The organism is Syntrophobacter fumaroxidans MPOB (assembly GCF_000014965.1).
GTDB classification, from domain to species: domain Bacteria; phylum Desulfobacterota; class Syntrophobacteria; order Syntrophobacterales; family Syntrophobacteraceae; genus Syntrophobacter; species Syntrophobacter fumaroxidans.
In genome coordinates, this window is record NC_008554.1 from 4,248,381 (window position 1) to 4,274,943 (window position 26,563).

Below are 26,563 nucleotides of genomic sequence, written 5' to 3' on the forward strand. Positions count from 1 at the left end.
GGTCATTCATAAGAAGGCAAGCGTCATTGCCGAAAAAACCGCGTACCGGAGGGTTTTATCGGCCTGCGGCCTTTGCGGGAATGACGCCGACGGTTCTCATGCTTCGTCACGATCGCCGGCTCATGGTCGGTCCCGTGGCCGTGCCCCGGGAGGGCTTATTTTCACTGTTCGTTGCGATCCCGGGCTCGTGGCCGTTTGCGGGAAGCGCGAGAAGGCGTCTTGCCCCCCTCCTCGAACGGCCTGTAAAAGAAGGGATGCACCGCGAGAATGCTTCCTTTCTTTTTTCGTCTTAGTTATATTTATTTATTTGTGATTTGTAAAACACTGGAAGCTTGAAGAACGGAATTTAATGGTGGAACTGGTGCGCGATCAGAGATCGTACGGGCCATCTGAGACGCTTTTTGGAGCGGAATCGTTCAAGACCGATTCCAGGGAGATACTGGCCTTTCTGGGGGAATCGCGGGAATCGGCCGTTCTGAGAGGGGCTCAGAAACCGGCGGTGGCCTATCTTCTCGCCAGGGGAATGGCGACGCTCAAGAGGCCGTTCCTGCTGGTCACCCCCACGGACCGGGAAGCAGAAAGCTTTGCCGAGACAATAGCCTTCTTTGCCGGGAATGACTTGCACCGGCAGGACGTTCCCGCGGACCGAAGAGTCTGGTGCCTCCCTTCGCGCTCCGGCCAGAAATCCCAGTCCCTGGGTAAAATGGCGACGATGGCGCGCCGCATGGAAACCCTTCATGCCTTCCGCGCGTCCATCGGGTCCAACGTGTTCGTGACTTCGGCGGTGGCCCTGATGGAACGGCTGCTGCTGCCCGAGGTTCTCCTCGCGCATTCCGACTATCGGGTCAAGGGGGAAACCGTCGAGCTCGAGACGCTGTGCGCGACACTAGTGGAGCGTGGTTACTATCGCGTGTCACTCGTGGAAGAATACGGCGATTTCAGCATCCGGGGCGGAGTGTTGGACGTCTACGCGCCGCTGTACAGGTGGCCGCTGCGGCTCGAATTCTTCGGAGACGAGCTTGAATCGATCCGGCTCTTCCATCCGAGCACGCAGCGGTCCATGGGGATTCTGGAAGATGCCGTCCTGCTTCCCGCAAGCGAAGTCATCCTGGATGTTTCCGCCAGGGAACGCGCCCGGGAGGCCGTCTACGCAGACGTGCGGGAGGGACGCCTCACGCCGGCGGCCGGTAATGTCTGGCTGGACAAGCTTCAGGAAGGACACCAGTTCGGGGCGTTTGAATCGATCATGTCCGTCTTCTACGAGAAGACGGTGACCGTGTGGAATTACCTGGACCCGGCGACGGTTGTGGTCTGGTCGGATGCCTTGCAGATCAGAAAGATCATGGAGGAATTCTTCCTTCATGCCAGCCGGGATTGGAACGAGAACCATTCGCCCCATGAATGGAGGAGGCCTCCGTCGGAGCTGCTGGAGATTCCCGAGCGGTTGATCGCCGACGGGGAGAGTTTTCAGCAGTTGATCGTCAATTCCCTGTCGGGCGGGACCGAGCCTCGCGCGGTTTTTGACATGGGGACGTCGGGTCACGAGCAGCTTGCTTTGAGCGTCAGGGCGCATGCCGAGAAAGAGCGATTGCTCGAGCCTCTGGCCAGGCAGTTCCAACGGTGGAGGGAAGAGGGCATTTTGTCTTTCCTCGTCTGCCGTCAGAAAGAGCAGGCGGGGAGACTGAGCGAACTGCTCGAGGGGCACGGCACGGATACCGTTCTCACCCTGCTTCCTTTCGGAGCGGAATCGTATGAGGCGCCGGCCGTCAAGGTGATTGTGGGCTCCCTGGACCGCGGGTTCGTGTGGCCCGCGGAACGGCTGGCCGTGGTGGCGGAAGAGGAGATCTTCGGGAAACGAACGCGCCGCCGGTCCGGGAAGAGCGTTTCCGGGCTCTTTCTGAGTTCCTTTCAGGATCTGCACATCGGCGATTTCGTGGTGCATGTGGATCATGGGATCGGAGTCTACAAGGAACTGGTGCACCTTGCCGTTCGGGGAATCGAAAGCGACTTCCTGCTGCTCGAATACCAGGATGGCGACCGGCTCTATGTTCCCGTCGACAAGCTGCAGAAGGTTCAGAAGTATCTCGGGCTGGAAGGGCAGCAGCCCAAGATCGACAAGCTGGGCGGCAGGTCCTGGGAGACGGCCAAAAAGAAGGCGCTGGAATCGGCGGAGCGTGTCGCCGAGGAACTGCTGAGCCTGTATGCAAAGCGACAGATCGGCGAGGGCTTCCGGTTCTCTCCGCCGGACAGCTATTTTCAGAAGTTCGAAGCGACTTTCTCATACGAAGAGACTCCGGATCAGATGAGGGCCATCGACGACGTTCTGGATGACATGGCATCCAGGCGTCCGATGGATCGCCTGATCTGCGGGGATGTGGGTTACGGGAAGACGGAAGTGGCTCTGCGTGCCGCCTTCAAGGCCGTGATGGACGGCAAGCAGGTGGCGATGCTGGTGCCGACCACGGTGTTGGCCGAGCAGCATTACCAGAGTTTCACCGAGCGATTCGAAGGCTTTCCGGTCGTTGTGGAAACTCTGAGCCGGTTCAAGACCCCGGCACAGCAGACGCTGGTCCTGAAGGGGCTAAAGAACGGCACGGTCGACGTCGTGGTGGGCACCCACCGGTTGCTGCAGTCCGACGTTGCCTTCAGGGACCTGGGCTTGCTGGTCATTGATGAAGAGCACCGTTTCGGTGTGAAACACAAGGAGCGGATGAAGGAAATGCGGGTATCCGTGGACGTTCTGACGCTCACGGCGACCCCCATCCCCCGTACTCTGCATATGGCCCTGGCGGGCATCCGTGACCTGAGCACCATAGAGACGCCCCCCCAGGACCGGCACGCCATCGAAACGTTTATCTGCAAGTACGACGAGTTCACCATTCGGGAGGCGGTGTATCGGGAGTTGCGGCGCAGCGGGCAGGTCTTCTTCGTTCACAACCACGTTCAGAGCATCTACCAGACGGCAAATGCCATTGGCCGGCTGATTCCCGAAGCGAAGATAGCGGTTGCCCACGGACAGATGAAAGAGCGGGACCTGGAAAAGGTGATGCTGGATTTCATCCGCAGAAAGATCGACGTCCTGGTTTGCACCACAATCATCGAGTCGGGCCTGGACATTCCCGCGGCGAACACCATCATCATCAACCGCGCCGACAAGTTCGGCCTTGCCCAGATCTACCAGCTGCGGGGACGAGTGGGGCGGTCGAGCGAACAGGCCTTCGCCTACCTGCTCATTCCCGGAGAACATCTCATCAGTCGGGATGCTCAGAAACGGTTGAGGGCCCTGCTCGATTTCAGTGAGCTGGGCGCGGGATTCAAGATAGCCCTCAACGATCTGCAGATCCGCGGAGGCGGAACGATCCTGGGTTCCTCCCAGTCGGGGCACATTGCCGCGGTGGGCTATGAGCTCTACCTCGAGCTTCTCGAGAAGACGATCAAGGAAATGAAGGGAGAAGAGCGCGAAACGGAGTCCATTGACCCCGAGATCAACGTGCCCCTTTCGGCCTTTCTGCCGGAGACCTTCATTCCCGACAAGGACCAGAGGCTCATTGCCTACAAGAGGCTCGCCACGCTGGCGGAACCGGCGGCGGTGGACGATCTGGCCGGCGAATGGCGAGACCGTTACGGACCCTTTCCGGAGGGTGCCAGGAACCTGGTCATGCTGGCCAAGATGCGCCTGCTCTTCAAACGTCTGGGGGTGGTCCGCCTGGACAGGGACAAGGATTTTTTCTCCCTGCATTTTGCGCCGCGAGTCAGCGTCGATCGGGTTGCGGCATTCCTTGGGGAGAAGAAATGCACTTTCGTGGTCGAAACGGACCGCAGGGTGAAGGTGGAGATTTGGGGTCGGCATTTGGCTCAGCAGGTTCTGCGCCTGAAAAGAATCTTGCAAGAGCTTGCCGAACGTGATAGTGATATCAAGTCAAATCGATAGGTTAAGAGACCAATTCCGGGGGTGTTTTCATGCGGATGGCGGGTTGTGTTCTGTTGGTGTTGTTCTGCGTCATTGCGGCGTCGGGCAGGTGCGCTGCGGACTCCTTGGACCGTATCGTCGCGGTGGTGAACGGCGAAATCATTCTTTACAGCGAGTTGCAGGAGCGGTTGCAACTCGTTCAAAAGAGCCTTCCTGAAACGAGAACGAACGATCCCGCCCGCAAGGCCGCGATCGAACGGGAGCTGTTGCAGCAGATGACGCGCGAGAAGCTCACCGAGCAGGAAGCAAAGCGTCTCAAGATCACCGTGACCAAGAAAGACGTGGATGAGGCCATCGCCTTTGTGATGGCGGACCACAATGTCAGCCAGGCCCAGATGGAGGCGAGGCTCAAGGAGAGCGGCCAGTCCATGGAGGAGTTTCGTAAGGTGCTCACAAAAGATCTGGAGCGGGACCGCCTTCTGGAAAGAGTGCTCAAGTCCAAAATCCTTATTTCCGAAAAGCAGATTGATGCTTTTTTGAGCCAATCGCCGCCGGAAGTCAGAGTGGAGCCCCGAGGCAAGGAAGAGTACCGGCTGGGGATCATTTTCCTTCCCGCCTCCGACGGGGCTGAGGGCAAACAGGCGGAAAAGCGGGCGCGGGAGATTCGGGAGAAGTTGAAAGCGGGCGAGGATTTCGCTGCAATGGCCAGGCAATACTCCAAGGGACCGGCCGCACAGGACGGCGGAGACGTGGGGTTCGTCAGCCTTGACGAACTTGCCCCTTTTATCGCGAAGAACGTAAAGGATCTGAAGATAAATCAGCCGTCGGATGTTGTGAAAGGCGGGGACGGGTATTACATCTTCCTGGTTACCGATGTTCGCAGGGCGGAAATGCAGGCCGCTCAAAATTCCCCGGCGACAAACATGCGCGAGAGGGCCCGCAGGCAGCTCTACCAACAGGAGATGGCGCGCAGGTTCGATGAATGGATCAAGGACCTGGAATCACGGTCTTTCGTAAAGATCTCACTCTAATCTCGGTGCTGTCCATGAGAGAACTCGCGGTTTTTTTGAAGTCTGTGAGGCTGGAGCGCGGGATCACCCTGGATTCCATCTCCCGGAACACGGGGATGAGCCTGAGCACGCTCAAGGCATTGGAAGCGGCCAATTGGGACAAGCTCGACAGCCTGCTCCTGGTCAAGAATTTCGTGCGCGCCTATTGTTCGGCCCTGGGGATCGATTCTGCGGCGGTCCTTGAAAAATATGCCGCGGATATTCGGGCCTGCAATCGGCAGAATGAATACCTCGCACGGTATGCGAAGTGGAGCAAAGTCAAGCGTTCAAGGAAGCGTTTGGGACCGTTTGGAATGCTCTTGCTGGGGATAGGGTTGTCCGGCCTCGCGTCAGGCGGGGTTTGGATTGCCGAGAAACGTGCCCGGGTGAGCCAGACGCCTCCGATTGCCAAGACGGTTTACAGCCAGCAGGAATTTCCCACCGATCTTCCGGTCAGAGCGAATCCCGTCGCAAAGCCCGAACCGAAAGTGGAGCCGGCACCTGTCGCGCCCGTCGTCGAAACCGCGGCGGCTCCTGCGGTGAAGGAACCCGCGGAGACCCCGGTTCAACAAGAGGTTGTCGAGGCGGGGGAAGTCAGGACCGCCCAGGCGAGCGGCCTTCCCAACGAGGTGCTTGCCGCCGGCGAGCCCGCTGGTCCGTCCGAAACCGCCAGGAAGCACGTCTTTGCGGTGGCGGCTTCCGAGAAGACCTGGATCCAGGTGGAAATGGACGGCAGGATCACTCAGAGTGCCATGTTGCACCCGGGTGAGACGCGGGAATGGAAAGCCGAGAAGGGCATGCGCGTCGTGGTGGGCAACCTTGGCGGCGTCCGCATGAGTTGGAACGGACGTCCCGTCGATGCCCCGGGAAGATCGGGGCAGGTCCTGCGCTTTCACCTTCCGGACCCGCAGTATGTGAAAGAATAGGCTGATGCGGGGCACTGCATGCCAAGGGGCTCCGCCGCTCACAAGTCCGTCGGGGAAGCTGGCCATGTTTTTTGCTCCGTTTTCCGGCCCGCACGGCTCCAATCCCGCCTGCAACCGCTCACGACCGATATGAAGACAACCCGCACCGAAGCGATTATCCTGAACACCAGGGACCACGGTGAGTCCGATCGGCTGGTCGGCCTCTACACCAGGTCCGGGGGACGACTGCAGGGAATTGCCAAAGGCGCCAGGCGGAGCCGCAAACGATTTGCGAATACCCTGGAACCGTGCAGCCTGGTGGAACTGCAATTCCGGGAAAAGGGGACCCTGGTCTGGCTTGAGTCCTGCAAACTCCTCGAACCGTTCCTGTCTTTGCGCACGGAGCTGATTCGGTGGGGGATTGCCGCGCTGATCTCTGAAATCGTTATAGAAATGGTTCCCGAAGGCGATCCGCAGCCCGAATTGTTCGAGCTGCTCAAGGAAACCCTCCGGCAATTGTGCGAAGACAAGGACTCGTTGAATGTGGCGCTCTTGTTTATCTTCCGCTTCCAGGATAAGATGGGTTATTTACCTGCCCTGGAAAATTGCGGGATTTGCGGGCGATCATTGAGATCGGCGACGAAGTGGTGCTGGCAGGTGGACCGGGGCTTGCTTGCCTGCCCCGATCATCCCGTCGAGCGGGTTCGTGCCCTCGAACTGGATCTGGGCACTTTGCTGTTGATTCGCCAGTGTCGAAGCCTGTCGTTGGACAGAATCTGGCGTCTCCGGTTTTTGCATGACACGAAGGTTCAGTTGTTTTATGGTTTATTGGATTGGGTCCGCGGTCATATCAGGAAGGAATTGAAAAGCCTGAAGCTGCTCCAGCAGGCCCATTCGACATGAACCATCAGGCTGATCAGAGGATTCGGTTTGGAATGGTTAGCTCAGTTTGAGGGTATCGCACGCACTTCGCCTTTCCTGGCTCTCTTATTGGCTTTCTGTGGCGGCGTGCTGGCGAGTTTCACCCCCTGCACGTACCCCATGATGCCCATCACCGTGGCGTTCATCGGTGGAAAGGCCAATGGGAGCCGATGGAGGGGATTCATCCTCTCTATTTTCTACGTGTTGGGCATGGCGGTGATCTACTCCGCTCTCGGAGCGTTCGCGGCCATGTCGGGCCAACTTTTCGGAACCTTGACCGCAAACCGTTGGACCTATCTGCTGGTCGGGAACGTGTGCCTTTTCTTCGGTTTGGCGATGCTGGAAGCCGTTCCCCTTTCCCCGCCGGCCTTTCTCAATCGGCTGCAGGTCAAGGACATGCGGGGGCATGACATACTGACGAGCGTCCTCCTGGGTGGAGCATCGGCCCTGGTGGTGAGCACCTGCACCACTCCAATCCTGGGCGTGCTGCTGACCCTGGTGGCCACGAGGCAGGACGTGGCCTGGGGCATCGGCATGCTTTTCGCCTTCGCGTATGGCCTCGGAAGTCTCGTTATCATCGTGGGCACGTTCACGGGACTGCTGACTTCCCTCCCCAGGTCGGGGGTCTGGATGAGACGGGTGCAACGGTTTTTCGGAGTGATAATGATCCTCGCGGCTGAGTATTTCTTCATCAAGACAGGAGAATTCTGGTTATGAATCGGTGGGGTACCTGGCGTTTCTGCTGCATTGCACTGATTGCTCTGACCTTTGCCGGGGGATTGGCATGCCCTGTGGGGCCGGCATCCGCTTCCGAGGCGAAGATGATGCTGACCGGCCTGTTCGGGTCCGACCCCAAGGCCCCCGACTTCGAACTTCCCGACTTGGACGGCAACAAGATCGCCCTCAGCAAGTACAAAGGCAATCGTCCGGTCCTTTTCTATTTCTGGGCGACCTGGTGCCCTCACTGCATGGCGGCCAAGCCTGCCATCATGTCCATCCGCAAGGATATTCCCGAAAGCAACCTGGAGATACTCGCCATCAACGTGGGCGGCGGGGATTCCATCGAGCGTTTGAAAAAATTTCGGCAAGGCCACCCCATGCCGTATCCCCTGCTCTATGATGGAGATCAGAAGGTCTGTCGCGCCTATCAGGTGCAGGGCATCCCGTTGTTCGTCCTTGTCGACAAGGAGGGGAAGGTTCTTTATCGGGCCAATGAACTGCCCCGGAATGTCAAGGAGCTTTTGAAACTCAAATGATCTTTTCAGGCATGCCCGGGGATCGCGCCTCCGGGGTCCCCGGTTGCCGGGGAAGGGGTTGCGCGGAAAGCAGGAGAGCATGAAGGACGTACTGACCGTCATCATGGCTGGAGGCAGAGGGCAGCGGCTGATGCCTCTCACACAGGACCGGTCCAAGCCGGCCGTCCCGTTCGGGGGGATCTATCGCCTCATCGATATTCCGCTCAGCAACTGTATCAATTCCCAGCTTTACAAGATCCTGGTTTTCCCTCAGTACAAGTCGCAGTCAATGGTGGACCACCTCGAGGAGGGCTGGAACATCTTCTCCGGCGACCTGGGTCACTATCTGCGCATCGCCGCCCCGCAGCAGAGGGCGGGAACCGAATGGTATCGCGGAACGGCCGACTGCGTGAGGCAGAATCTCTACCTGATCATGAGGGAGAAGCCGCGGTACGTGCTGATTCTATCCGGGGATCACGTCTACAAGATGGATTACTCCGCTTTTCGTGAGTACCACGAAAAGAAAGGGGCCGATGTGTCGGTGGGGCTCCTGGAGGTGGATCGCGCCCAGGGCTCGGAGTTCGGGATAGCCGAAGTGGACAATGATTTCAGGATTCGAGCATGGGAGGAGAAACCCAAGGACCCGAAACCGATACCCGACGACCCGGAACGCAGTCTGGCCTCGATGGGGATCTACCTGTTCCGAACGGACTTGCTTTTGGAGCTTCTTCACAAGACGGACCACGACGACTTCGGCAAAGACATCATACCGAGGCTGATCGACGATTTCAAAGTCATTGCCTATCCGTACCGCCGGCTCAACAAGATCCGGGATTATATCCACATGGTCGACCCTGATGGAGTGAGGGGGCTGCGCCTGGTGGATCAAACGCGGGATTCACAGTACTGGCGGGATGTCGGAACGCTGGACGCCTACTGGAATGCGAACATGGATCTGACCGGCATCGACCCCTTTTTCAACCTGTACGGAACCTTGTGGCCGATCCGGACGTTCCAGAAGCAGTATCCGCCGGCCAAGTTCGTGTTCAACCAGGCGGATCCGAACAAGCCCCGCACAGGCACCGCCGTGGATTCCATCGTTTCCTCCGGTTCCATCATCAGCGGCGGCACCGTGCGCAGTTCCGTCCTGTCGTACAACGTGACGGTGCGAAGCTGGGCCGAAGTGGATGAATCGGTCATCATGGACAACGTGGAGGTCGGGCGGCACTGCCGGATCAAGAAGGCCATCATCGACAAGCACAACATCATCCCCCCCGGCACACAGCTCGGCATTGACCCCCAGGAAGACCGAAAGCAGTTTCACGTGACCCCTCGGGGCATCGTGGTCGTTCCCAAGTCGTATTTCAAATAGCCCGGGATACTACGGCCCGAAATCCCCGCATGCCCGCCGCGGAGGACGGCGGCTCCCGCAAGGACCGCATCCGCGGCCGGGCCGGCACCCCGCTCTTCCCGGATCGGGTGAATCATCGTGACGACGATAACCTTGCGTCAAATCCTGATCAGTCCAGCCTGCATTCCAGAGGGCAACGCATCTCGGTGTGAGGTCCCGGCTACTTGAACTGTTGCGATACCCTGGCGAGCTTCTGGAGTTCCTCGATGGCGGTTTCCAGGTCGAGCGACGTTCGCGAGTCGTCCGTATCCATGTTCGCGACCGCGGCACCGGCGTCGTCCATCTGCGTCATCGCCTCTTCGTTGCGGGTGAGCAGGACGTTGACCTTATGCAGCTGCTGATCGCGAAGGGCCTTTCTTTTGACGAGCGTCTCGTTTTCCTCCCGGTCGGCGTCGGTGGGATTGTCAAGCCGCCGGAGCTCGTTCATTCGGTGGGCGATGTATTCCGTGTCGATGGCGCTCACGCTTTTCAGTATCGCCGTCATATCCCGCAGGTTGTCCAGCACCGACAGATAGACCTGTTCCGCCGCCCCCAGGTAGCGGGTGTAGATCAATTCATTGGAATGGACCCTTTCTTCGAGGATTTCCCGAAGGTTGGCCAGCCTTTTCTGCGCCTGTTCCAGTTGCGCGATCCCCTGCTCGCACAGGCCCTCGGCTCCCGCGATCGATCGGCATTGCACGAGCGCCTCGTGCATCGTCTCCATCAGTCTGTGGCGTTGCAGCGCGACGGCCTCCTGGCATCCCTGGATGTATCGCGTTGCGAACGCGTCGCCTCGAAAGAAGAAATTGACCACCCATCCCATCACACCGCCTCCCATTGCGGAGATGGAACCGAGCAGGACCGCGAACGGGAGCTCCAGGACGAGGGATGCCGCGGTGCCGAGCACTCCCAGGACGAGGGGGTAGAGCGTCAGCGGATGCTGGATGGTGTTCCGGAGCACGGCCTTGCCGATGGCCTGTTGGGAGAAATCCTCGATGACGGCCAGGGCGGTCTTTTCTTCCTGATCTTTTTTCATCGTGTGGACCTGCACGCTCCTAGAAGACTTCGCGAACGAGCACCATCTCCACCCGCGGCAACCGGTAGTTGTAAGATCGAGTGGATTCCCCCGGATTCCGCGGCAGGGGTTTCTCGCCTCCAAACCCGACGGGGAGCAGGCGGTTCGGATTGATATTGTAGGTCACCTCGAGATAGCGGGCCACCGCCTCGCTGCGCTCCCGGGAAAGCGTTTTGTTCGCTTCGGGGTCCCCTTCGGTACCGGTGTGACCCTTGATGACCACCCGAAAGTTGGGATAGTGCTTGAGTCGTTCCACGGCCCTGTCGATCTCCAGCTTTCCCTGAAAGCTCAGATCCGAGGTGCCGCTCTGGAAGACCACGGGGTCGGTCTTGAGCGTTCCAATCTCCTGCAGGGCGCTCCATGCGTCACGGCTCAGGGGAGCGAAGGCGGTTTCCAGGGAGTTGACGGAATCCGGCTTGACGGTGCCCGCCTTGGGACTGGTGAATCCGGTCATGCCCTTCAAATACAAATCTTCCACGAACCGGCTCTGCGTGAGCCGGTAAGGATCTCCCCCAGGGACGGGGCTTTCGGTGAAATCGCCGTTGTGAATGAGAATCTGCACACTGGACTCGATGGTCTCGATAAGGCTGTCCGTCGCCTGGCTTCCCGGCACGGAGATTCCGAACCACCTCTCGCAATTGTCGGTGAGGTTCGTCCAGGCCACGCCCTTGAGCATCTTCTCCACCGCGTCCCGTGGGAGATTGGCGGCCGCAATGACGTGCTCTTCCAGCATCTGTTGATTTTCCCGGTAGGTCTTGAGGGTCATGAAGTAGTTCGCAAGCAGCAGGCTGACGATTTCCGGGCGGTTCCTGGAAAAATCGCGGTTGGCGATGAGCACGTCCACGATCAGCCTCTTGGTGTCTTCGGTGCCGAGGAGCTTGACGATGCCGTCCTGAGCGAGCGCCCGGGAAACGTCGGGTTCCCAGAGCGCGGCGACCTGGGCTTTGCCTGAGAGCAGCTTCTTGAGCGCCTCCTCGGAGCCCTTGGTGTGGATGAGCCTCTCGCCCGACGGAAGCAGCTGGGGCACGTCGAAATGCTCGGCGGCCGCCTTGAGCAGATGGTGACTCGGCGACGCGGGGGTGAACGCCACGTTGATGTCGGTTCGACCTTTCAGCTCATTGAGGCTCGCCACGGCGTCCTTGCGCGCGACAATGGCGTCGCCTCCCTGGGATTCGTCGATCACCGCGACAATGGTCCCCGGGAATCCCTTCGAGGCCCCGTTCAGCAGGAAGGAATCGACCGTTGCCACGGCGAAGTCGATTTCCTCATCTTTGAGGCGCTTCATGCGTTGGGGGTAGTCGGCCTGGTCGTCCTCGCAGACCAGGTTCCAGCCCTGCTGCCGCATGCGCTTCTTCATCTCCGGGGAACAGAGCGGAAAATATCCGATCCAGTTGTCCATGGCGACTTTGATATTGCCCTTGCTCTCCCGGGCGTCACTCGTTCGGCGCTGTTCCCGTTCCTGAAAATAGGGTTTCAGGTAATAGGCGCCGCCGATGGTCAGAAGACCGACCAGCAGTAACAGCAGCGCTCCCGTGGCTTGTCTGGTCATGGAATTCCTCCCGGATCAGGACATTCTCCGTTTTCTATTTGAACGCGGCCAAATCGAAATCCGGTGATTCCGCCAACACTTCCTCCAGCCCCTGTTGCAGCTCGCGGGGATTGTCCGCCGCCCTGTATACGGTGCGACCGGGCTGGTTGAGCGAATGGTCCGTGCCGATACAAAAGCCGATGGTGTGAATGACAACGGGCGATTGACGGAGAATGTAAGCGACAACGGGCGTGGGGTCCTGGTTCTGCGGGTAGGCCTGCCCATCCGTGATGACGACCAGATGGTATTCGCCGTATCCGGCCTGGCGGCGGGCCGTTTCTTCCAGTCTCCGATAGCCGAGAAGCAAGGCGTCATGAAGAGGGGTGCCGTTTCCCGGAGCGGTGGCATTCACTGCCGCGATGAACTTGTCCCTGTTTTCGAGCCCGAGGGGGACTCTTTCGGCAATGCCGTACGCATCGAACACCGCAAGCCCCATGTTGGCGTCTTTGGGGGTGATCCGGGCGAACTGCGCCAAGGCCGTCTTGGCCGCCTCCGATTTGGTTCTGTTGCCGGAGCAGCGGACCTCGTTCATGCTTCCGGAGCTGTCCATGATCACGTAGTAGTTCCTGGCCAGCAGGTTGTCGGACAGCGCGACTTCGCCGCCACCCTTCGCGGGCGGCGGCCACGGCGCATCAAATGGGGGCGGTCCCTGCGGCTGCGCCGGCGGGGTCGGGGGCGACGGCGCGGGCTGACGGCTCGACTGAACCGGCTGGGAAGTCGAAGTGTCCTGGTCGCAGGAAGGCAATCCCGCAACCAGACCGAGAAGCAGCAGGGCAATCACTGCAGTGCGCTTTGCCTTCATAGGGTTTCCCTCTTTTCACTATAAGGGCTTGAAAACGGCGGACTCCGCTTCCACCTGGATGATGCGGAACTCAACCCGCATGTTGTCGCGCCATTCCTGCTCGGTCTTGGGCGGACATGGATCGCTGCCGCAAATGCCGCTCCTGGGCTGCATGATGCCGTGTCCCACCACGGCGAACTGGCTTTCGTCCAACGTGATTCCCCGGTTCCTGGCATATGCGATGACGCTGTCCCGGACAGCGGCAGCCCTTGTCAGGCTGAGGTTCTTGGCCGACTGCTTGATTCTTCCCAGGACGACTTCCGGCTGGCCCTGCTTCTTTCCGTTCAGGTACGCCATCGGGTCGCTGTGGCCCTCGACGGAGATGAGCGCCCCGCCGTAGGTCGATGCCAGTTCCACGACACGACCGAAAGAATCGGCATAAAGATCGGCGGGAAAGGTGTTCTGGTTGGGCTGAAAGTAGACCTCGAATGAAAACAGCTCCCCCTCGGCGAGGGTTCCCTGCTGCTGCTTGCGTGTGATCACCGAAGCCACGCGCTCCTTGTCGAATCGCTGAATTTCGACGCCGGCCGTGTCTTTGAGGCCCGTCTTGAATCGTTCGTAGTCCCATGAGGCATGATCCAGGGGAATGCCTTTGCCGATCAGGCCGATGGAGGCGAAGGCGGTCTGTGCCTCTTCGTTGAGCTTCGATAACTTGCGGGGATAGTTCTGGTCGGTGAAGAACCGGACGTTTCCCCTGAACCCTACGTACTCGCAGTCGTTATACATGGCTTCCGCGTCCGCAACGGCCTGGGCGCTGTCGAGGAGGATTTCGGCCGCCGCGGCGACCGATTTCTGATAGTCCTTGAGGCGCGGTTCCTTGTTCTTGAAGAGGTCGCGAAGCTCCTCTTCGGCGAGCATCAGCCCTCTGACGAAGTTTTCCACCTGGTCGCGGTGGGCGGCGAAGTAATCGCTCCTCACCGCATAGACGTCGGCGATGATGCGGTTGGCGGTCTTCGTGGTGAGCAGAATGCGCGCTCCCCTGATGGACCCTTCGGCCCCCGTGCCCACGGTGCCGTTGGATGTGAGCATCAGGGCGTCCGGGGTGATGACCGTTGCCGCGTGCACGTCCGGGCTCGAGAGTGCCTTGGCCGGAGTCGACTCCGTGCCGGTGAGGTCGCGCGTCCACTTGATGGTCACGTCGCGGATGGAAAGACCCGCGTCGCGGAGCATTTCGGTGAGCAGCTGAACGTGCGGTCCGTATGCCTGCACGGCGATCGTTCTGCCTTTGAGGTCGCTCACCGTTTTGATCCCTTCCTTGACCACCAGCGCGTCGCCTCCGCTGGACCACGTCATCTGGTAAATGACGACGGGTTTCGTGCGGGGATCTCCGGCAAGCAGTTCCGAAGCCATGGCGAGCATGCCCAGGGTCCCGCGCAGGTACGGGGTATCGCCGCGGCGGTAAGCTTCGACCTGCTTCTTGAAATCATCTTCCCGAACCAGCTTGAGGTTGAGCCCCAGACGGTCGAATATGCTGCCCTTCGCGGTGACGCGCGCGTTCCCGTTGGCGAGGATGGTGGCAATGTCGCCACCCCAGGTGATCAGCGGGACCTGGACGGACGCGCTTTTCTGAACCTGGCCGACCGGACCGTGCACGACTTTGACGAGCGGCGGAGAGTCGACGTATTGTACCCCCCAGGCGAATCGGGAAATCAGAAATCCGAGCCCCAGCACCGTCAAGAAAGCCCTGTTCCTGCCATTCCATCGCATTGCCAACCTCCTTGCGCGTTTCAACGAAGCATGAAAGTCATCATCGACGCTCCCGCAATAACTCGAATCCGCCGGAACGGCCCGGATGCCGGTCCGCGCAGGCATGACCGTCACATCTCCCGGGGAGAGGGAACGCCATGGACCATGCGGCGCATATCGTCCACGGCCTGTCACGGAAAAATGCAATCGGCAATCTATCCCGCCTCGCTCTCGTCCAACGTCCGGAAGGAATCCGGATGCCGCAGATCGAATTCCGTGACGTGCTGCAGGTATTCGGGATCAAACCCGTCATGACGTATTTTCTGAATGAGTTCCCCGAAATCGGCGGACTTCTTGACGGCCGTCGAAGTCGCCCGGCGAGCGAGCGGGTAGTCGGAGACGATGCGGGCCCCGTGACCGGGACCGTCAACGTCCGTTTTGCCGTCCGACCAGTACTGCGAGAGCACGAGGATGCGCGTTCCGAGAAACACGGCCTCTTCCAGGTCGTGCGTGACGAAGAACACCGTCATCTTATACTTTTCCCACATCCCCAGCAAAAAGATCTGCATATGCTCCCTGGTCCCGGGGTCGAGCGCTCCAAACGGCTCGTCCATCAGGAGGAGCTCGGGCTTCATGATGAGTGCCTGGGAAATCGCCACCCGCTGCTGCATGCCGCCCGACAGTTCGTGGGGGTATTTGTGGGAATGGTCGGCAAGCTCGACCTCTTCCAGGAACCGCATGGCCTCATCGTGGAATTGCTTCTTCATGCGAAACCTGTCGATGAGACCGCTCGACAGGTTCAATCCGAGCACCACGTTCTGGAGCACGGTGAGATGGGGAAAAAGCGAATAGCGCTGGTAGACGATGCCCCGGGTCGTATCGGGGGGGCCCACCGGTTTGCCGCCGATGAGGAAAGTCCCCGAGGTCACGTACTCCTGTCCGAGGATCAGCCGGAGCAGCGTCGATTTTCCGCACCCGCTCGGTCCGACGAGGCTGCAGAATTCGCCCTTCTTCACGGCGAGGTCTATGTCCTTGAGAATGACCTTGGGGCCGTAGCACTTGCGGACATTCTCAAGGTACAGGGAAGCGCTTTCCCGAAGGGCGCGAAGCGAGGTCTTTTCCTCCATGGGGTTCCCACTTACTCCTTGGTGACGAGGTACCAGGAATACCGCTTGGAAATCCAGGCCTGCAGCAACCGGTCGAACAGGAATCCGAGCAGGGTGATCCAGAGCACGTAAGGGATGATGATGTCCATCGCCAGATACCGGCGAACCAGGTAGATGCGGTATCCGAGCCCGTCGGTCGACGCAATCGCCTCTGAGGCGATGAGGAAGAGCCAGGCCGCTCCGAGGGACAGCCGCGTGGAATCGATCAGGCACGGCATGATTTGAGGAAGCACGATGCGGTACGCCACGGCGAATTGCGACGCGCCCAGGGTGAGGGCCTTGAAGATCTGCTCCGTCGGGATCTTCCTGGCGGCCAGGTAAACGCCCCGGGTGATCATGGGGAAAGTCCCGATGAAGATCAGGACGACCTTCGCGGTTTCCTCCACGCCGAAGACAATGAAAAGAATAGGCAAAATGGCAAGGGGAGGAATGATGGAAACGAACGTGATGAAAGCGAGCGACAGGTTCCGGACCCCGGGGAACAGACCCATGTTCAGACCGGCGAGAAGCGCCAGGACTGCTGCGCAACCGATCCCCGTCCCGAGCCGTTTGAGGCTGGACAGCGTATCATCCCACAGCAGAACCTTGCCCGTTCGTTTGTCTTCGGTGAAGGCAACCTGGTTCACGCCTTCGGCCATCTTGCCGAGCGTAGGCACGACCTTGTCGGCCGGGTTGTTCCGGTAACGCATTTCCGAAACACCCAGATAGACGCAGACAAGCGCAATGAACGGCAGCAGGGCGAGCATCACCTGGAGCGGTCTGGACGGCTGTGCGTGCAAACCGAGGAATGTCGGCATCTTCGGTCGTGTCTTTCCGTCTTTCACAGGCGGTTTCCCTTCACCCGGCATGAGCCGTCGCGCTCAGCTACAGGGCATTGCCTGCGGCCATCTCCATGTACGTGGCCTCGAAGCGGAGCTTGACGTTCTTCGGATCGCCGAGGATGGAGCCATCGGGAAACGAAACGCCGACGTGGTCTTTCGATGTCGCCCCCTGCCCGAACAGACCGTGGGTGAAGCAGAACGTCCGGACGTAGTCCATCGTCTTCTTGACGTCCGGTCCCTTGGTGAAGGCAACCGCTTCGGCAGCCTGGTAGAACATCCTGGTGGTGCGAAGCTGGGCGCGGAACTCGGCTTCAGTGCCCCCCGCCGTCTTCGCCATGAACTGGACGGCGTCTTTCGCGGTCTTGCTGTGCCCGGACATGATCGCCATGGTTTCATACCAAGCGCCGGTCAGGGCTTTCTTGAGCGCGTCGGGCGCACTGGTGCGGACCACCATCAAGTCCATGATCTCTCCGGGAATCTTCGATGAATCGAAAACAAGGTTGACCCCCTTGGCATTTCGCACCTGCATGAGGAGCGGGTTCCAGGTAATGACCGCCGCCTTTGGATCCTTGCTGGCGAGGAAGAGTCCCGCGATGTCCGCGTCGCTGGTGTTCACGGTGGTGACGTCACGTTCGCTGAGGCCGCTCTGTTCGAGGGCTCGAGCCATCAGGTAATGGGAGACGGAAAGCTCGACGAGCATCACTCGGCGGCCCTTGAGGTCCTTGACCGAGGTGCCGTTTCTGACGACGATTCCATCGTTTCCGTCGGAGAAATCGCCCACGATGACGGCGGTACTGTCGATGCCGCCCACCGCGGGGATCGTCAAGGCATCCATGTTCGTCATGACGCAGCCGTCGAATTGACCTCCGGTGTACAGATTGATCGATTCAACATAGTCGTTTACGAGAACCAGCTCGATTTCGATTCCGTACTTGTCGGCCCACTTCTTCAGTATGCCCGAATCAGCGGCGTAAGCCCAGGGTTCCCACCCCGTGTAGTGCGACCAGGCGATGCGGTGTTTCTGCGCCGCAAGCGCTCCGTTACACTGCATTCCGAAGACGGCCGCCAGGACCATTGCGACCAGGACCACCTTGTAGACGTGCGAAACGCGATGTGAGAGATTCATGGGCCTTCCCCTTTTTATTTTGGCGAAATTCCGACGATTCCGGCCACTCAGGTTCGAGGTGCGTCAATGTCGATCAGAAGGGCCGCGGCAGTTGCCCGGTTGCCCGCTTCCATCCGGCGGATCTTGTCTTCCGCCTCGGTCGTCATTTGGTCCATATCGAGGATGACTCCGGCCATTTGGGGCAGCGCCTCGCTTCGAAACCGCGCAATGTCGTCCATGGCGGCATGAATGTCGGCAAACGCACTCTTGAGCGCTTCGACGTCGAGCTGCGCCGTGGACGCCTGCTTGTGTATTTCGGCTCCCTGGGTGCGCAGTTGCTCCGCGGTGTGGGATATCAGTTCGGAAGTCGTCTCGTTGATGGCTTCTATCTTGTCGATGGCGTTCTTTTGATGCGCAAGCGCCATCGCCACCGTCGCCGCCACCTGCAGAGCGTAAACCGTGACGTTCTGCGCCCGGTCGACCCCACGCACCAACTCCCGGTTGTTGCGAATGATGAGCTCCGTTGCCAGCACGCCTTGCTGAGTGACGGCGAGCTGCTGCTGCAGATCCACGATCCGCTGGCGCAGCGGGAAAAGAAGCTCGGATTTGACGAATTCCTTGCGGAACTCGTCCTGGGCAAGCTCGGTGGAAAGCATCCGTTCCAGTTTCTGATCGATGAGCTGTCCCAGCTTGATGACCTGTTCCAGTTGCAGCGTCACCTGGCGCATCCCCTTCTGATCTTCGAGCAGGACGCCGTTGTCCCTCAGGAGCTGTTTTTTCCCTTCGCCGAGGGAATTCAGAATGGCGTCGATTACAGTTTTGGTGCTTTCGTATTTCGTGAAATACCGCTTCAGAGGCTGCCCGACTCCGGGGACCCACCCGACCATGCGGGAAAACCAGCCCGCCTCGAAATCAAACCGTGCCGGGTCCAGTTCCTCGACGTTCATCTTCAGGTCGACCAGTGCATTGGCCACCGGGCCTCCGTCTTCACCCCGTTTTGCGAGGGTGTGGATGGGTTCATCGAGCATCCGGCTGAACTGTCCCGCCCGATGCTGAGAGGCGGCGCCCATGCTCAGGACGGCCTGCTTGGTTCGCTCCTGGGCTTCGACGTCATCCCTGCCGAATGCGATCAGCTTTCGGGCATAGTCCTCGGCGACCGCATCCAGGGCCGAATCTTGAGCCGGCACCACCTGGATGGCCTTGGGTTCGATCAGCGCCAATTCCTGGCGTATTCCTTCGGGAGTGGTAATGGTCAACGGGACTGCGCTCTGGGGCTGCTCCGCCATCTGTTTTCTCCTTTCTGCTAATGGGGTCAGGTCTGCAACGGCGCAACGCTCACGATAGAAGGCCGCAATACCGCGATGTTGCAGGCCCGACTACAAATTACATCACATGCTCACAGATTTTGAAAGGAAAAGGTGATCGAAAGAAATATCATCCCCTGTATATTCGGCAGGTTTTGTTCGGGAGTGAAGGAAGCAAGTCGGCCATGTCGGAGCCGAACTCATCCGGGACGCATGCCGAGCTCGGAAATCCGCGCAAAGGCGCAGCGGCATCCCCGGCACGCAAGGACTGAGAATGCGCGGGTTCGCGCGTCCTTGAGAACAGGTTCCGCAGAGGCGGCACAAAGCTCCACGAGCCGGAGGCTCACCGCAAACCGTGAAACTGTGCCGAACCCGCGCATGTTTCAGAATAAACATTGCGGGCGGTCCTTGCCCGGTTGCCGCGCCGTCTCTACCGATGTGTCGCGTGGTGTCGGCCCGGGCCGTCGATGGATTCGACGCGGAATCCTCGCGGCAACTTTTAAACGCACGAGGAAGCACGGATATATTTTGTTCTATTGATAATCTCGATGAAAGGCTGCAACTTGCAGCTTCCATTGCACTGTGCAAACCCTTTCGCTCATGTTCGGTTTCAGAGCTCCGACTTTGCTGGAATGTACAACATATTTGGTTGATGAATCACATTCGACAGCACCCGTCAGGATGAGCATCCGGGAAAAAAATATTGTAAAAATCATGGAGTTAGCCTAGTCTTGATATATGTAAGACCTGAAGACTTGATACAAGAGTCGGCTTGTTCTTTCAGGCCAAACATCTCCAAAAATGCGGAGGGTGTCATGGGGAAGGCGGCAAAGTCCGGATATGGTTTACACAAGGTTGCGTCGGAAAGGCTGGACAAAAGAGAACTGCGTTCGGCCTCCCTCTTCCTGTTCGTGCTGTCGATATTCTTCACGGCTTGTTTGTGTCGGCCGGCTCCAACCCATGCGCAATGGGCCGGCATCGGTCCTGAGGGCGGTTATATCGGTGCAGTGGCCGTCAATCCTTCGAACCCGAACGTCGTCTACGCCGGAAGCGATGGCGGAGGCGTGTTCAAGAGCACCAACGGCGGCGGGAGCTGGAATCAGAAAAACTCGGGCCTCACGTCGACAAAGGTTCATTGTCTGGCCGTCAACCCTTCGAATCCGAACGTCGTCTATGCCGGAACCATGGGTGGAGGCGTATTCAAGAGCACCAACGGCGGCGGGAGTTGGACGCAGAAAAGCTCGGGCCTGACGGTGAGCAGTATTTATTCGCTGGCCGTCAATCCTTCCAACCCGAACGTCATCTATGCCGGAACCTATGGTGGAGGCGTGTTCAAGAGCACCGACGGCGGCGGGAGCTGGACCCGGAAAAACTCGGGCCTCACCGAGACCTTTATCTACGCTCTGGCCGTCAACCCTTCAAATCCGAACGTCATTTATGCCGGGACCTGGGGGGGAGGCGTATTCAAGAGCACCAACGGCGGCGGGAGCTGGACCCAGAAAAACTCTGGCCTCACGGCGACAAAGATCTATTGCCTGGCCGTCAACCCTTCAAATCCGAGCATCATTTACGCCGGGACATACGGGGAAGGCGTGTTCAAGAGCACCGACGGCGGCGGGAGCTGGACCCAGAAAAACTCGGGTCTCACGGCGACCTACGTCTATTGTCTGGCCATCGATCCTTCACATGGGAACATCATTTATGCCGGAGCCTGGTATGGAGGCGTATTCAAGAGCACCAACCAGGGCGGGAGCTGGACGCAAAAGATATCGGGCTTTACGGCCAATAGTGCGAATCTCCTTGCGGTCAGTCCATCGAGTCCGAACATCATCTATGCCGGAAGCGATAGCGGAGGCGTACTCAAGAGCACCGACCGCGCCGGGAGCTGGAGTCGGAAGAACTCGGGCCTCACGGCGACGGGTGTGGCTTCAATTGTCGTCGACCCTTTGACCCCGGCCACCCTCTACGCGGGGACCTGGGGTGAAGGCGTGTTCAAGAGCACCAACGGCGGCGGAAGCTGGACCCGGAAGAACTCGGGCCTTGCCGTAGGTTACATTTACGCTCTAGCCGTCAATCCTTCGAACCCGAACGTCATCTATGCCGGGACCTCGGGTGGAGGCGTGTTCAAGAGCACCGACGGCGGCGGAAGCTGGACCCAGAAGAACTCGGGCCTCACCGAGAGTTTCATCAATGCGCTGGCCGTCAACCCTTCGAACCCGAATGTCATCTATGCCGGGACTGACGGCGCAGGCGTGTTCAAGAGCACCAACGGCGGCGGAAGCTGGACCCAGAAGAACTCGGGCCTCACCGAGAGTTGCATCAGTGCGCTTGCCGTCAACCCTTCGAACCCGAACGTGATCTATGCGGGGACTGCCGGCGGAGGCGTGTTCAAGAGCGCCAACGGCGGCGGAAGCTGGACCCAGAAGAACTCGGGCCTCTCGGCGCCCCTGATTTCTTGTCTTGTCGTCAATCCTTCGAACCCGAACGTCATCTATGCCGGGGCTTACTATGGCGGGATATTCAAGAGCACGAACGCCGGCGGGAATTGGGCACTGAAGGACTCGGGCCTCACGACCAACGACATCTATTCGCTTGCCGTCGACCCTTCGAACCCGAATGTCATCTACGCCGGGACCGGCGACCGAGGCGTGTTCAAGAGCACCAACGGCGGCGGGAATTGGACCCCCGCCAACTCGGGCCTCTCGGCGATGTGTATCGATTCTCTGGCAATCCATCCCACACATCCGAACATCATCTACGCCGGGACTGACGGAGGAGGCGTATTCAAGAACACGAAGAGCGGGCTTGCGGCGTGCAGTGTCATCGAAAACCTCGACAGTGAATTTGAAGTGGAGAAATAAGGACCTCTTCATGAAAAGAGCCGGCCGGGGTCATTCCTCCGCCGGCCGTCACCCCAAAAGGGGCCGGCGTTCCGCACGCTGAACCGCTGCCGTATGCGCCGGAGGTCCTATTGCCGGGAGCGCGGACAAACGGCGGATCGATCTGCGGTTCAACATCCGGGACTTCATCGCTACTCCTCGGTATTTTCATGGGATTGGCCCCTGCGCGAGCCCCGATTTCAAACGACCCCGCACGGCCCTATTGCCTTGACGGATCCCCGTGTCTCCTTTAGACTCTACACAGGTTCGGCGTGTTTCGGGATAGATGTGCGGGACGCGTACCGGCGCCGTTCCTGCGCCAGGGGCGGCAGCCCTCGTCGTCGCCGGTGATCGGCGGCGCGGACCCGGGCAGGACAGGCCTTGTGTGAATATCCGTCGTCGATCGGCAGACCCTGTTTTCGAACCGGAAAGTTGCGGACATCGAGTGAAAATCGACGATCAGACCATTGTTCCAGACGTCCACACCAAACAAGAGGGGGGAAGAATGAGAAAAGTCCGGATTTTGACCGTACTGATTTCAGCTCTGATCTTTTGTTGCTGGGGTAGCGTCCAGGCCCAGCCGATCGAGAACGAGCTCTATTTGATCACTCCCGTTTCCAAGGATGTCCACGACCCGGTTCTTAAGGCCTTCGACGAGTACGCCAGGAAGAAGTGGAACATCCAGGTCAAGACCAGCGCGATTCCGAAGGGCACGCCGGTTGCCTACGGCCAGATCCTCGAATGGAAGGGGAATCCCCAGGCGGATATCTTCTGGGGCGGGGAAGGAACGCTTTTCGACGACTTGGCCGCCCAGGGACTGTTGGAAAAAATACAATTGCCGCAGAAAACATGGGATGAAATCCCGGCGAGCATAGGAAAGCCGGTGCCGTTGCCGCTCAAGGACCCGAAAGGGTTTTGGGTCGGAACGATGCTCGAGCCCTACGGGATCATCTACCAGCCGAAGCTGTTGAAGCGCCTGGGTGTTGAGATCAAAGACTGGGACGATTTGCTCAACCCCAAGTTGAAGGGACAGATCGCGCAGTGCACGCCGGACCGTTCGAGTTCGAGTCACGCGACGATCGAGGTCATCCTTCAGACGCATGGGTGGGACAAAGGATGGGCATGGCTGACCAGGCTGGCGGCCAACACGGGAATTTTTACCGCCCGGTCGCGCGACGTGCCGAGCGTGGTGGCCAAGGGGGAGTTTGCCGTCGGTTTCGGCGTGCCCAGCTACATGGCGTTTGCCGAGGTTCTGGGCGGCTACGATGTCATGTATGTCTATCCCACCAATGCCTACCTCACTCCCGAACCGATGGCCGTCTTGAAGGGAGCGCCGCACCCCAGGGCCGCTCACGCCTTCATCGAATTCCTGGTCTCCGAGGAAGGCCAGAAGCTTGTCTCGCAGCTGGGAGTTTATCCCATCACGGCCAAGTACAAGGTCCAGGGCCCTCCCGGTTCCAACCAGGAAAAGGCGGTTGCCTTCACCGGCGGCATGAGGTCGTTCTTTGACATTCCCGTCGGCAACGTTTATGACGTCAAGCTCGCCGGCGAGAAGAAGCGCATTGAAGAGGTCAACGCCTATTTTCGCAAAGAGATCACCGAAAAACACAAAGACATTGTCAAGGAAAAGTAGCATCCGGACGATACGTGCAATCCATCGGGGAGTGCCTTGCCGCCTTTTACGGGCGGAAGGCCTCCTCCGAGGCCTCTGACACTTCCCGGAACGCGGCCTCAGCCGGCTGGAGGCCGAACGCGGGGGTCCGGGGATGTCGCTCCCGCCTGCCGCGCCCGCGTCGGACAGGCAGGGAGTCATCGTTGACGCAGGCGGAAAACCCGGTTTCCACAAGATGAATATCGAGCTGCGAGATATCGTCAAGAGGTTTGGTTCCCTGGAGGCGGTCAGCCATGTGTCCCTCGATGTCCGGGACGGGGAGCTTTTCACTCTGCTGGGGCCCTCGGGTTGCGGCAAGACAACCATTCTGCGTTTGGTCGGCGGTTTTCATAACCCGGATGCGGGAGCTGTTTTTTTCAACGACAGGGATGTAACGGGGATTCCGCCGTACGAGAGAAACATCGGAATGGTTTTTCAGAATTACGCTTTGTGGCCCCACATGACCATTTTCGATAACGTCGCCTACGGGCTGAAGATCAAGAAAGTCCCGAAGGGAAGCATCGGTGAAAGGGTCTCCCGTGCCCTGGGTCTGGTCAACCTGGAGGGGCTCGAAAAACGCTATCCGGGCCAACTCTCGGGTGGTCAGCAACAGCGCGTCGCGCTGGCTCGCGCCCTGGTTCTGAACCCGGACGTCCTCCTGCTGGACGAACCCCTGAGCAATCTCGATGCCAAGATTCGCCTGCAGGTGCGCGCGGAGATTCGAAAGCTCCAGAAAGACCTGGCCATCACCACGGTCTACGTGACGCACGACCAGGAAGAGGCCCTTACCCTCTCGGACCGGATTGCCGTGATCGATAAGGGGAAACTGCAGCAGGTGGGCACGCCGTGGGATCTCTACGAGCGGCCGGCGAATGCCTTTGTGGCGGACTTCATCGGGATCAACAACCTGATCCCCGGCCAGGTGCGGGAAGCTGCCGGGGCGGGGGAAGAAATCACAGTGGGTACGGAGGTCGGAATCTTTCTGTGCCGCTCCGATGTAAGGCTGGAAACAGGGGACCCGTGCGTGATTTGTGTGCGGCCGGAAACGGCTTCCATCGGAGAAACGGAATCTGCCCCGGAGGACGTCAACTCGATGAGCGGCGCGGTCAGTTTTGCGTCTTTCATAGGCAATGCCGTTCGCTATGACGTTGAAATCGGGAGCGGCGCCATATTCAGGGTCGACGTTCAGAACCCCCGAAACCACAAGCCTTACGCCATAGGCGAGAAAGTCCGGGTCTTCTTTTCGACGAAGACGACCCTGGCTATTCCCGCGTGAAAGAAATGCGGGGACAGGATATGCAATTGCAGGGCAGTGCGACCACGACTGTCGGGAAAGCCCGCCTGCAAATCCGGCGCAATATCGGCGGGCTCGCCTGCTACCTGGGAATCTGGGCGTTCCTGGCGATATTTCTCATCTATCCGCTCATCCGCCTTTTCTACGATGCCTTCACCACGTATGAAGACACATTCACCTTCATGAATTTCTACGATTTCTTCACGGATTCGTTCTACTTGAAATCTCTTGTGAATTCGCTGCTCCTGGGCGTGGGCACCGTGATCACCACCTCCCTCATCGGCATCCCGTTCGCCTTCCTGCTCCTGCGTTACGACTTTCCGGGACGGAACCTCTTCTCTTACCTGTCCATCGTTCCCATGATCATGCCGCCGCTGGTCGGGGTGATGGGGTTCGTCTTCATCATGGGACGGGCGGGGACGGTGAACGTGATCCTGATGGATTATTTCGGATTCACGAAACCCGTCAACTTCATGTACGGCATTCATGGCGTGCTGATTGTCGAGACGCTGCATCTGTTTCCTCTCATGACCCTGAGCATTGTGGACGCCATGGGAAAGATTTCCCCGTCCCTGGACGAAGCCGCGGAAAGCGTGGGCTCCCGGGGGTTGCGCAAATTCTGGGACATCACGTTCCCGCTCACCACCCCGGGGTATGTGTCGGGCGCTCTGCTGGTTTTCATCTGGACTTTCGCCGACTTCGCCACTCCCCTCGTGGTGGGCATCGACGACCTTCTGGCGTCTCAGGCGTACTTGAACATCGTGCAGTTCGTGGATCGCAGGCTGTTCAAGATGGGGATCGTCATCTCGGCGATCATGATCCTGCTCGCCATCCTGTTCCTCATCGTCGCCAAGCGGTATGTCGCCATGAAGGACTACAGCTCGCTTTCCTATTCGATGATCGAAAGGAAGAGCCTTTCCCGGTCGGGAAAGGTGGGCGTGGTCGTCTTCCTGAGCTCGGTTCTCATCCTGGCGTTCATTCCGTACCTGGGCATCGTCCTCGACTCGTTCGGCAAAGGGTGGGCGCTCACTCCCATCCCGGTCAAGTATACGCTCCAGTATTTCCAGCGGGTCTCCATCGAGACGCCCAAGTTCATTCTGAACAGCTTGCTCTATTCGGGCATTACGGTGATGATCTGCATCGTCATCGGAGTTCCCATCGCCTGGGTAATGGCCAGAACGAAACTGCCGGGCCGGGATCTCCTCGATTCGCTCACGACGCTGATCCTGGCGCTGCCGGGGACCGGCATAGGCATTGCCTACCTGCGGGCTTTCCGGGAGCCCCTCCCGTTTTTCGAAACGGCCCTGATCGGCATGTGGGTCGTCGTTCCTCTTGTGCTCGGGGTGAGGAGGCTGCCCTACACGGTCCGGGGGACGTTCGCCTCGCTTCAGATCGTGCACCGATCGTTTGAAGAAGCGGCGGAGAGCGTCGGGGCCGGGAAACCCGCGACGTTCAGGGACGTGACCCTTCCGCTGATCTGGAAAGGGGTCCTCGTGGGCTCGCTCTACTCTTTCATTCTCGCTCTCCAGGAAGCATCCGCCACTCTTCTTCTCGTGGTCCCGGGCCACGAAATGATGCCCGTGGGCATCTTCAACTTCTACATGGGTGGTTCGGTGAACGAAGCAGCCGCCCTCGGGCTCATTCTCATCGTTCTCGGGGCGACCTGCCTCTTTGCCATCAACAAGATCACCGGGGCCAGGGCGGGGGGAGTGTTCGGCTAGGGTTGCGTCCGCGTCGAGGAGC

Annotated in this window: 19 protein-coding genes; 11 read left to right on the forward strand and 8 right to left on the reverse strand. The window is 59.3% G+C overall.

Translation table 11 applies throughout. The annotated features are described in order from the left end of the window. Positions 1–349: 349 nt before the first annotated feature. From mfd to glgC, 7 genes are all read left to right on the forward strand, one after another. Complete coding sequence (gene mfd, locus SFUM_RS17965) at positions 350–3,931, forward strand: transcription-repair coupling factor (protein WP_049766419.1); 3,582 nt, start codon at positions 350–352, stop codon at positions 3,929–3,931. Positions 3,932–3,966: 35 nt separating this feature from the next. Then, complete coding sequence (locus SFUM_RS17970; protein ID WP_167321375.1) at positions 3,967–4,941, forward strand: peptidylprolyl isomerase; 975 nt, start codon at positions 3,967–3,969, stop codon at positions 4,939–4,941. Next, entirely contained in the window at positions 4,893–5,885 is a 993-nt protein-coding gene (locus SFUM_RS23000) for a helix-turn-helix domain-containing protein (protein ID WP_150109555.1), read from the forward strand. The genes SFUM_RS17970 and SFUM_RS23000 overlap by 49 nt, the downstream gene beginning before the upstream one ends. Positions 5,886–6,014: 129 nt before the next feature. Continuing rightward, on the forward strand, positions 6,015–6,767 hold the full coding sequence (gene recO, locus SFUM_RS22080) for a DNA repair protein RecO (protein ID WP_011700278.1): 753 nt from the start codon (positions 6,015–6,017) through the stop codon (positions 6,765–6,767). Positions 6,768–6,794: 27 nt separating this feature from the next. Further along, positions 6,795–7,502 (forward strand): cytochrome c biogenesis protein CcdA, encoded by a 708-nt coding sequence (locus SFUM_RS17985; RefSeq protein ID WP_011700279.1) that lies wholly within the window; start codon positions 6,795–6,797, stop codon positions 7,500–7,502. Further along, positions 7,499–8,041 (forward strand): peroxiredoxin family protein, encoded by a 543-nt coding sequence (locus tag SFUM_RS22085; RefSeq protein ID WP_011700280.1) that lies wholly within the window; start codon positions 7,499–7,501, stop codon positions 8,039–8,041. Before SFUM_RS17985 ends, SFUM_RS22085 begins: the two co-directional genes overlap by 4 nt. 79 nt (positions 8,042–8,120) lie before the next feature. After that, positions 8,121–9,392 carry a glucose-1-phosphate adenylyltransferase gene (gene glgC / locus SFUM_RS17995; protein ID WP_049766422.1) on the forward strand — a complete coding sequence of 424 codons (1,272 nt, stop codon included), beginning with the start codon at positions 8,121–8,123 and terminating at the stop codon, positions 9,390–9,392. 199 nt (positions 9,393–9,591) lie between these two features. On the opposite strand, the gene SFUM_RS18000 is transcribed toward glgC, so the two are convergent. The 8 genes from SFUM_RS18000 to SFUM_RS18035 all read right to left on the reverse strand — a co-directional run bounded on the left by SFUM_RS18000 (position 9,592) and on the right by SFUM_RS18035 (position 18,978). Then, the gene (locus tag SFUM_RS18000; RefSeq protein WP_011700282.1) at positions 9,592–10,446 is read right to left on the reverse strand and encodes a hypothetical protein; all 855 of its coding nucleotides are present in this window, start codon (positions 10,444–10,446) and stop codon (positions 9,592–9,594) included. 19 nt (positions 10,447–10,465) lie between these two features. Beyond that, on the reverse strand, positions 10,466–12,034 hold the full coding sequence (locus SFUM_RS18005) for an OmpA family protein (RefSeq protein ID WP_011700283.1): 1,569 nt from the start codon (positions 12,032–12,034) through the stop codon (positions 10,466–10,468). Positions 12,035–12,068: 34 nt separating this feature from the next. Then, positions 12,069–12,875 carry a vWA domain-containing protein gene (locus SFUM_RS18010; protein WP_011700284.1) on the reverse strand — a complete coding sequence of 269 codons (807 nt, stop codon included), beginning with the start codon at positions 12,873–12,875 and terminating at the stop codon, positions 12,069–12,071. An 18-nt stretch (positions 12,876–12,893) separates the two neighbouring features. After that, entirely contained in the window at positions 12,894–14,621 is a 1,728-nt protein-coding gene (locus SFUM_RS18015) for an ABC transporter substrate-binding protein (RefSeq protein ID WP_041440922.1), read from the reverse strand. Positions 14,622–14,815: 194 nt separating this feature from the next. Then, on the reverse strand, positions 14,816–15,727 hold the full coding sequence (locus SFUM_RS18020) for an ABC transporter ATP-binding protein (RefSeq protein WP_011700286.1): 912 nt from the start codon (positions 15,725–15,727) through the stop codon (positions 14,816–14,818). 11 nt (positions 15,728–15,738) lie between these two features. Next, entirely contained in the window at positions 15,739–16,563 is an 825-nt protein-coding gene (locus tag SFUM_RS18025) for an ABC transporter permease (protein WP_041443086.1), read from the reverse strand. Positions 16,564–16,630: 67 nt separating this feature from the next. Further along, the gene (locus tag SFUM_RS18030) at positions 16,631–17,713 is read right to left on the reverse strand and encodes a putative urea ABC transporter substrate-binding protein (RefSeq protein ID WP_011700288.1); all 1,083 of its coding nucleotides are present in this window, start codon (positions 17,711–17,713) and stop codon (positions 16,631–16,633) included. A gap of 47 nt (positions 17,714–17,760) precedes the next feature. Then, the gene (locus SFUM_RS18035; RefSeq protein WP_011700289.1) at positions 17,761–18,978 is read right to left on the reverse strand and encodes a toxic anion resistance protein; all 1,218 of its coding nucleotides are present in this window, start codon (positions 18,976–18,978) and stop codon (positions 17,761–17,763) included. Positions 18,979–19,811: 833 nt separating this feature from the next. Here SFUM_RS18035 and SFUM_RS18040 point away from each other — a divergent pair. The 4 genes from SFUM_RS18040 (at position 19,812) to SFUM_RS18055 (ending at position 26,541) form a co-directional block, all read left to right on the forward strand. Then, positions 19,812–21,857, forward strand: a complete 2,046-nt coding sequence (locus SFUM_RS18040; protein ID WP_011700290.1) for a hypothetical protein — start codon at positions 19,812–19,814, stop codon at positions 21,855–21,857. A 523-nt stretch (positions 21,858–22,380) separates the two neighbouring features. After that, entirely contained in the window at positions 22,381–23,508 is a 1,128-nt protein-coding gene (locus SFUM_RS18045) for an extracellular solute-binding protein (RefSeq protein WP_011700291.1), read from the forward strand. A 133-nt stretch (positions 23,509–23,641) separates the two neighbouring features. After that, entirely contained in the window at positions 23,642–24,802 is a 1,161-nt protein-coding gene (locus SFUM_RS18050) for an ABC transporter ATP-binding protein (RefSeq protein WP_011700292.1), read from the forward strand. Positions 24,803–24,828: 26 nt separating this feature from the next. Continuing rightward, positions 24,829–26,541, forward strand: a complete 1,713-nt coding sequence (locus tag SFUM_RS18055; protein ID WP_167321376.1) for an ABC transporter permease — start codon at positions 24,829–24,831, stop codon at positions 26,539–26,541. Positions 26,542–26,563 lie beyond the last annotated feature (22 nt).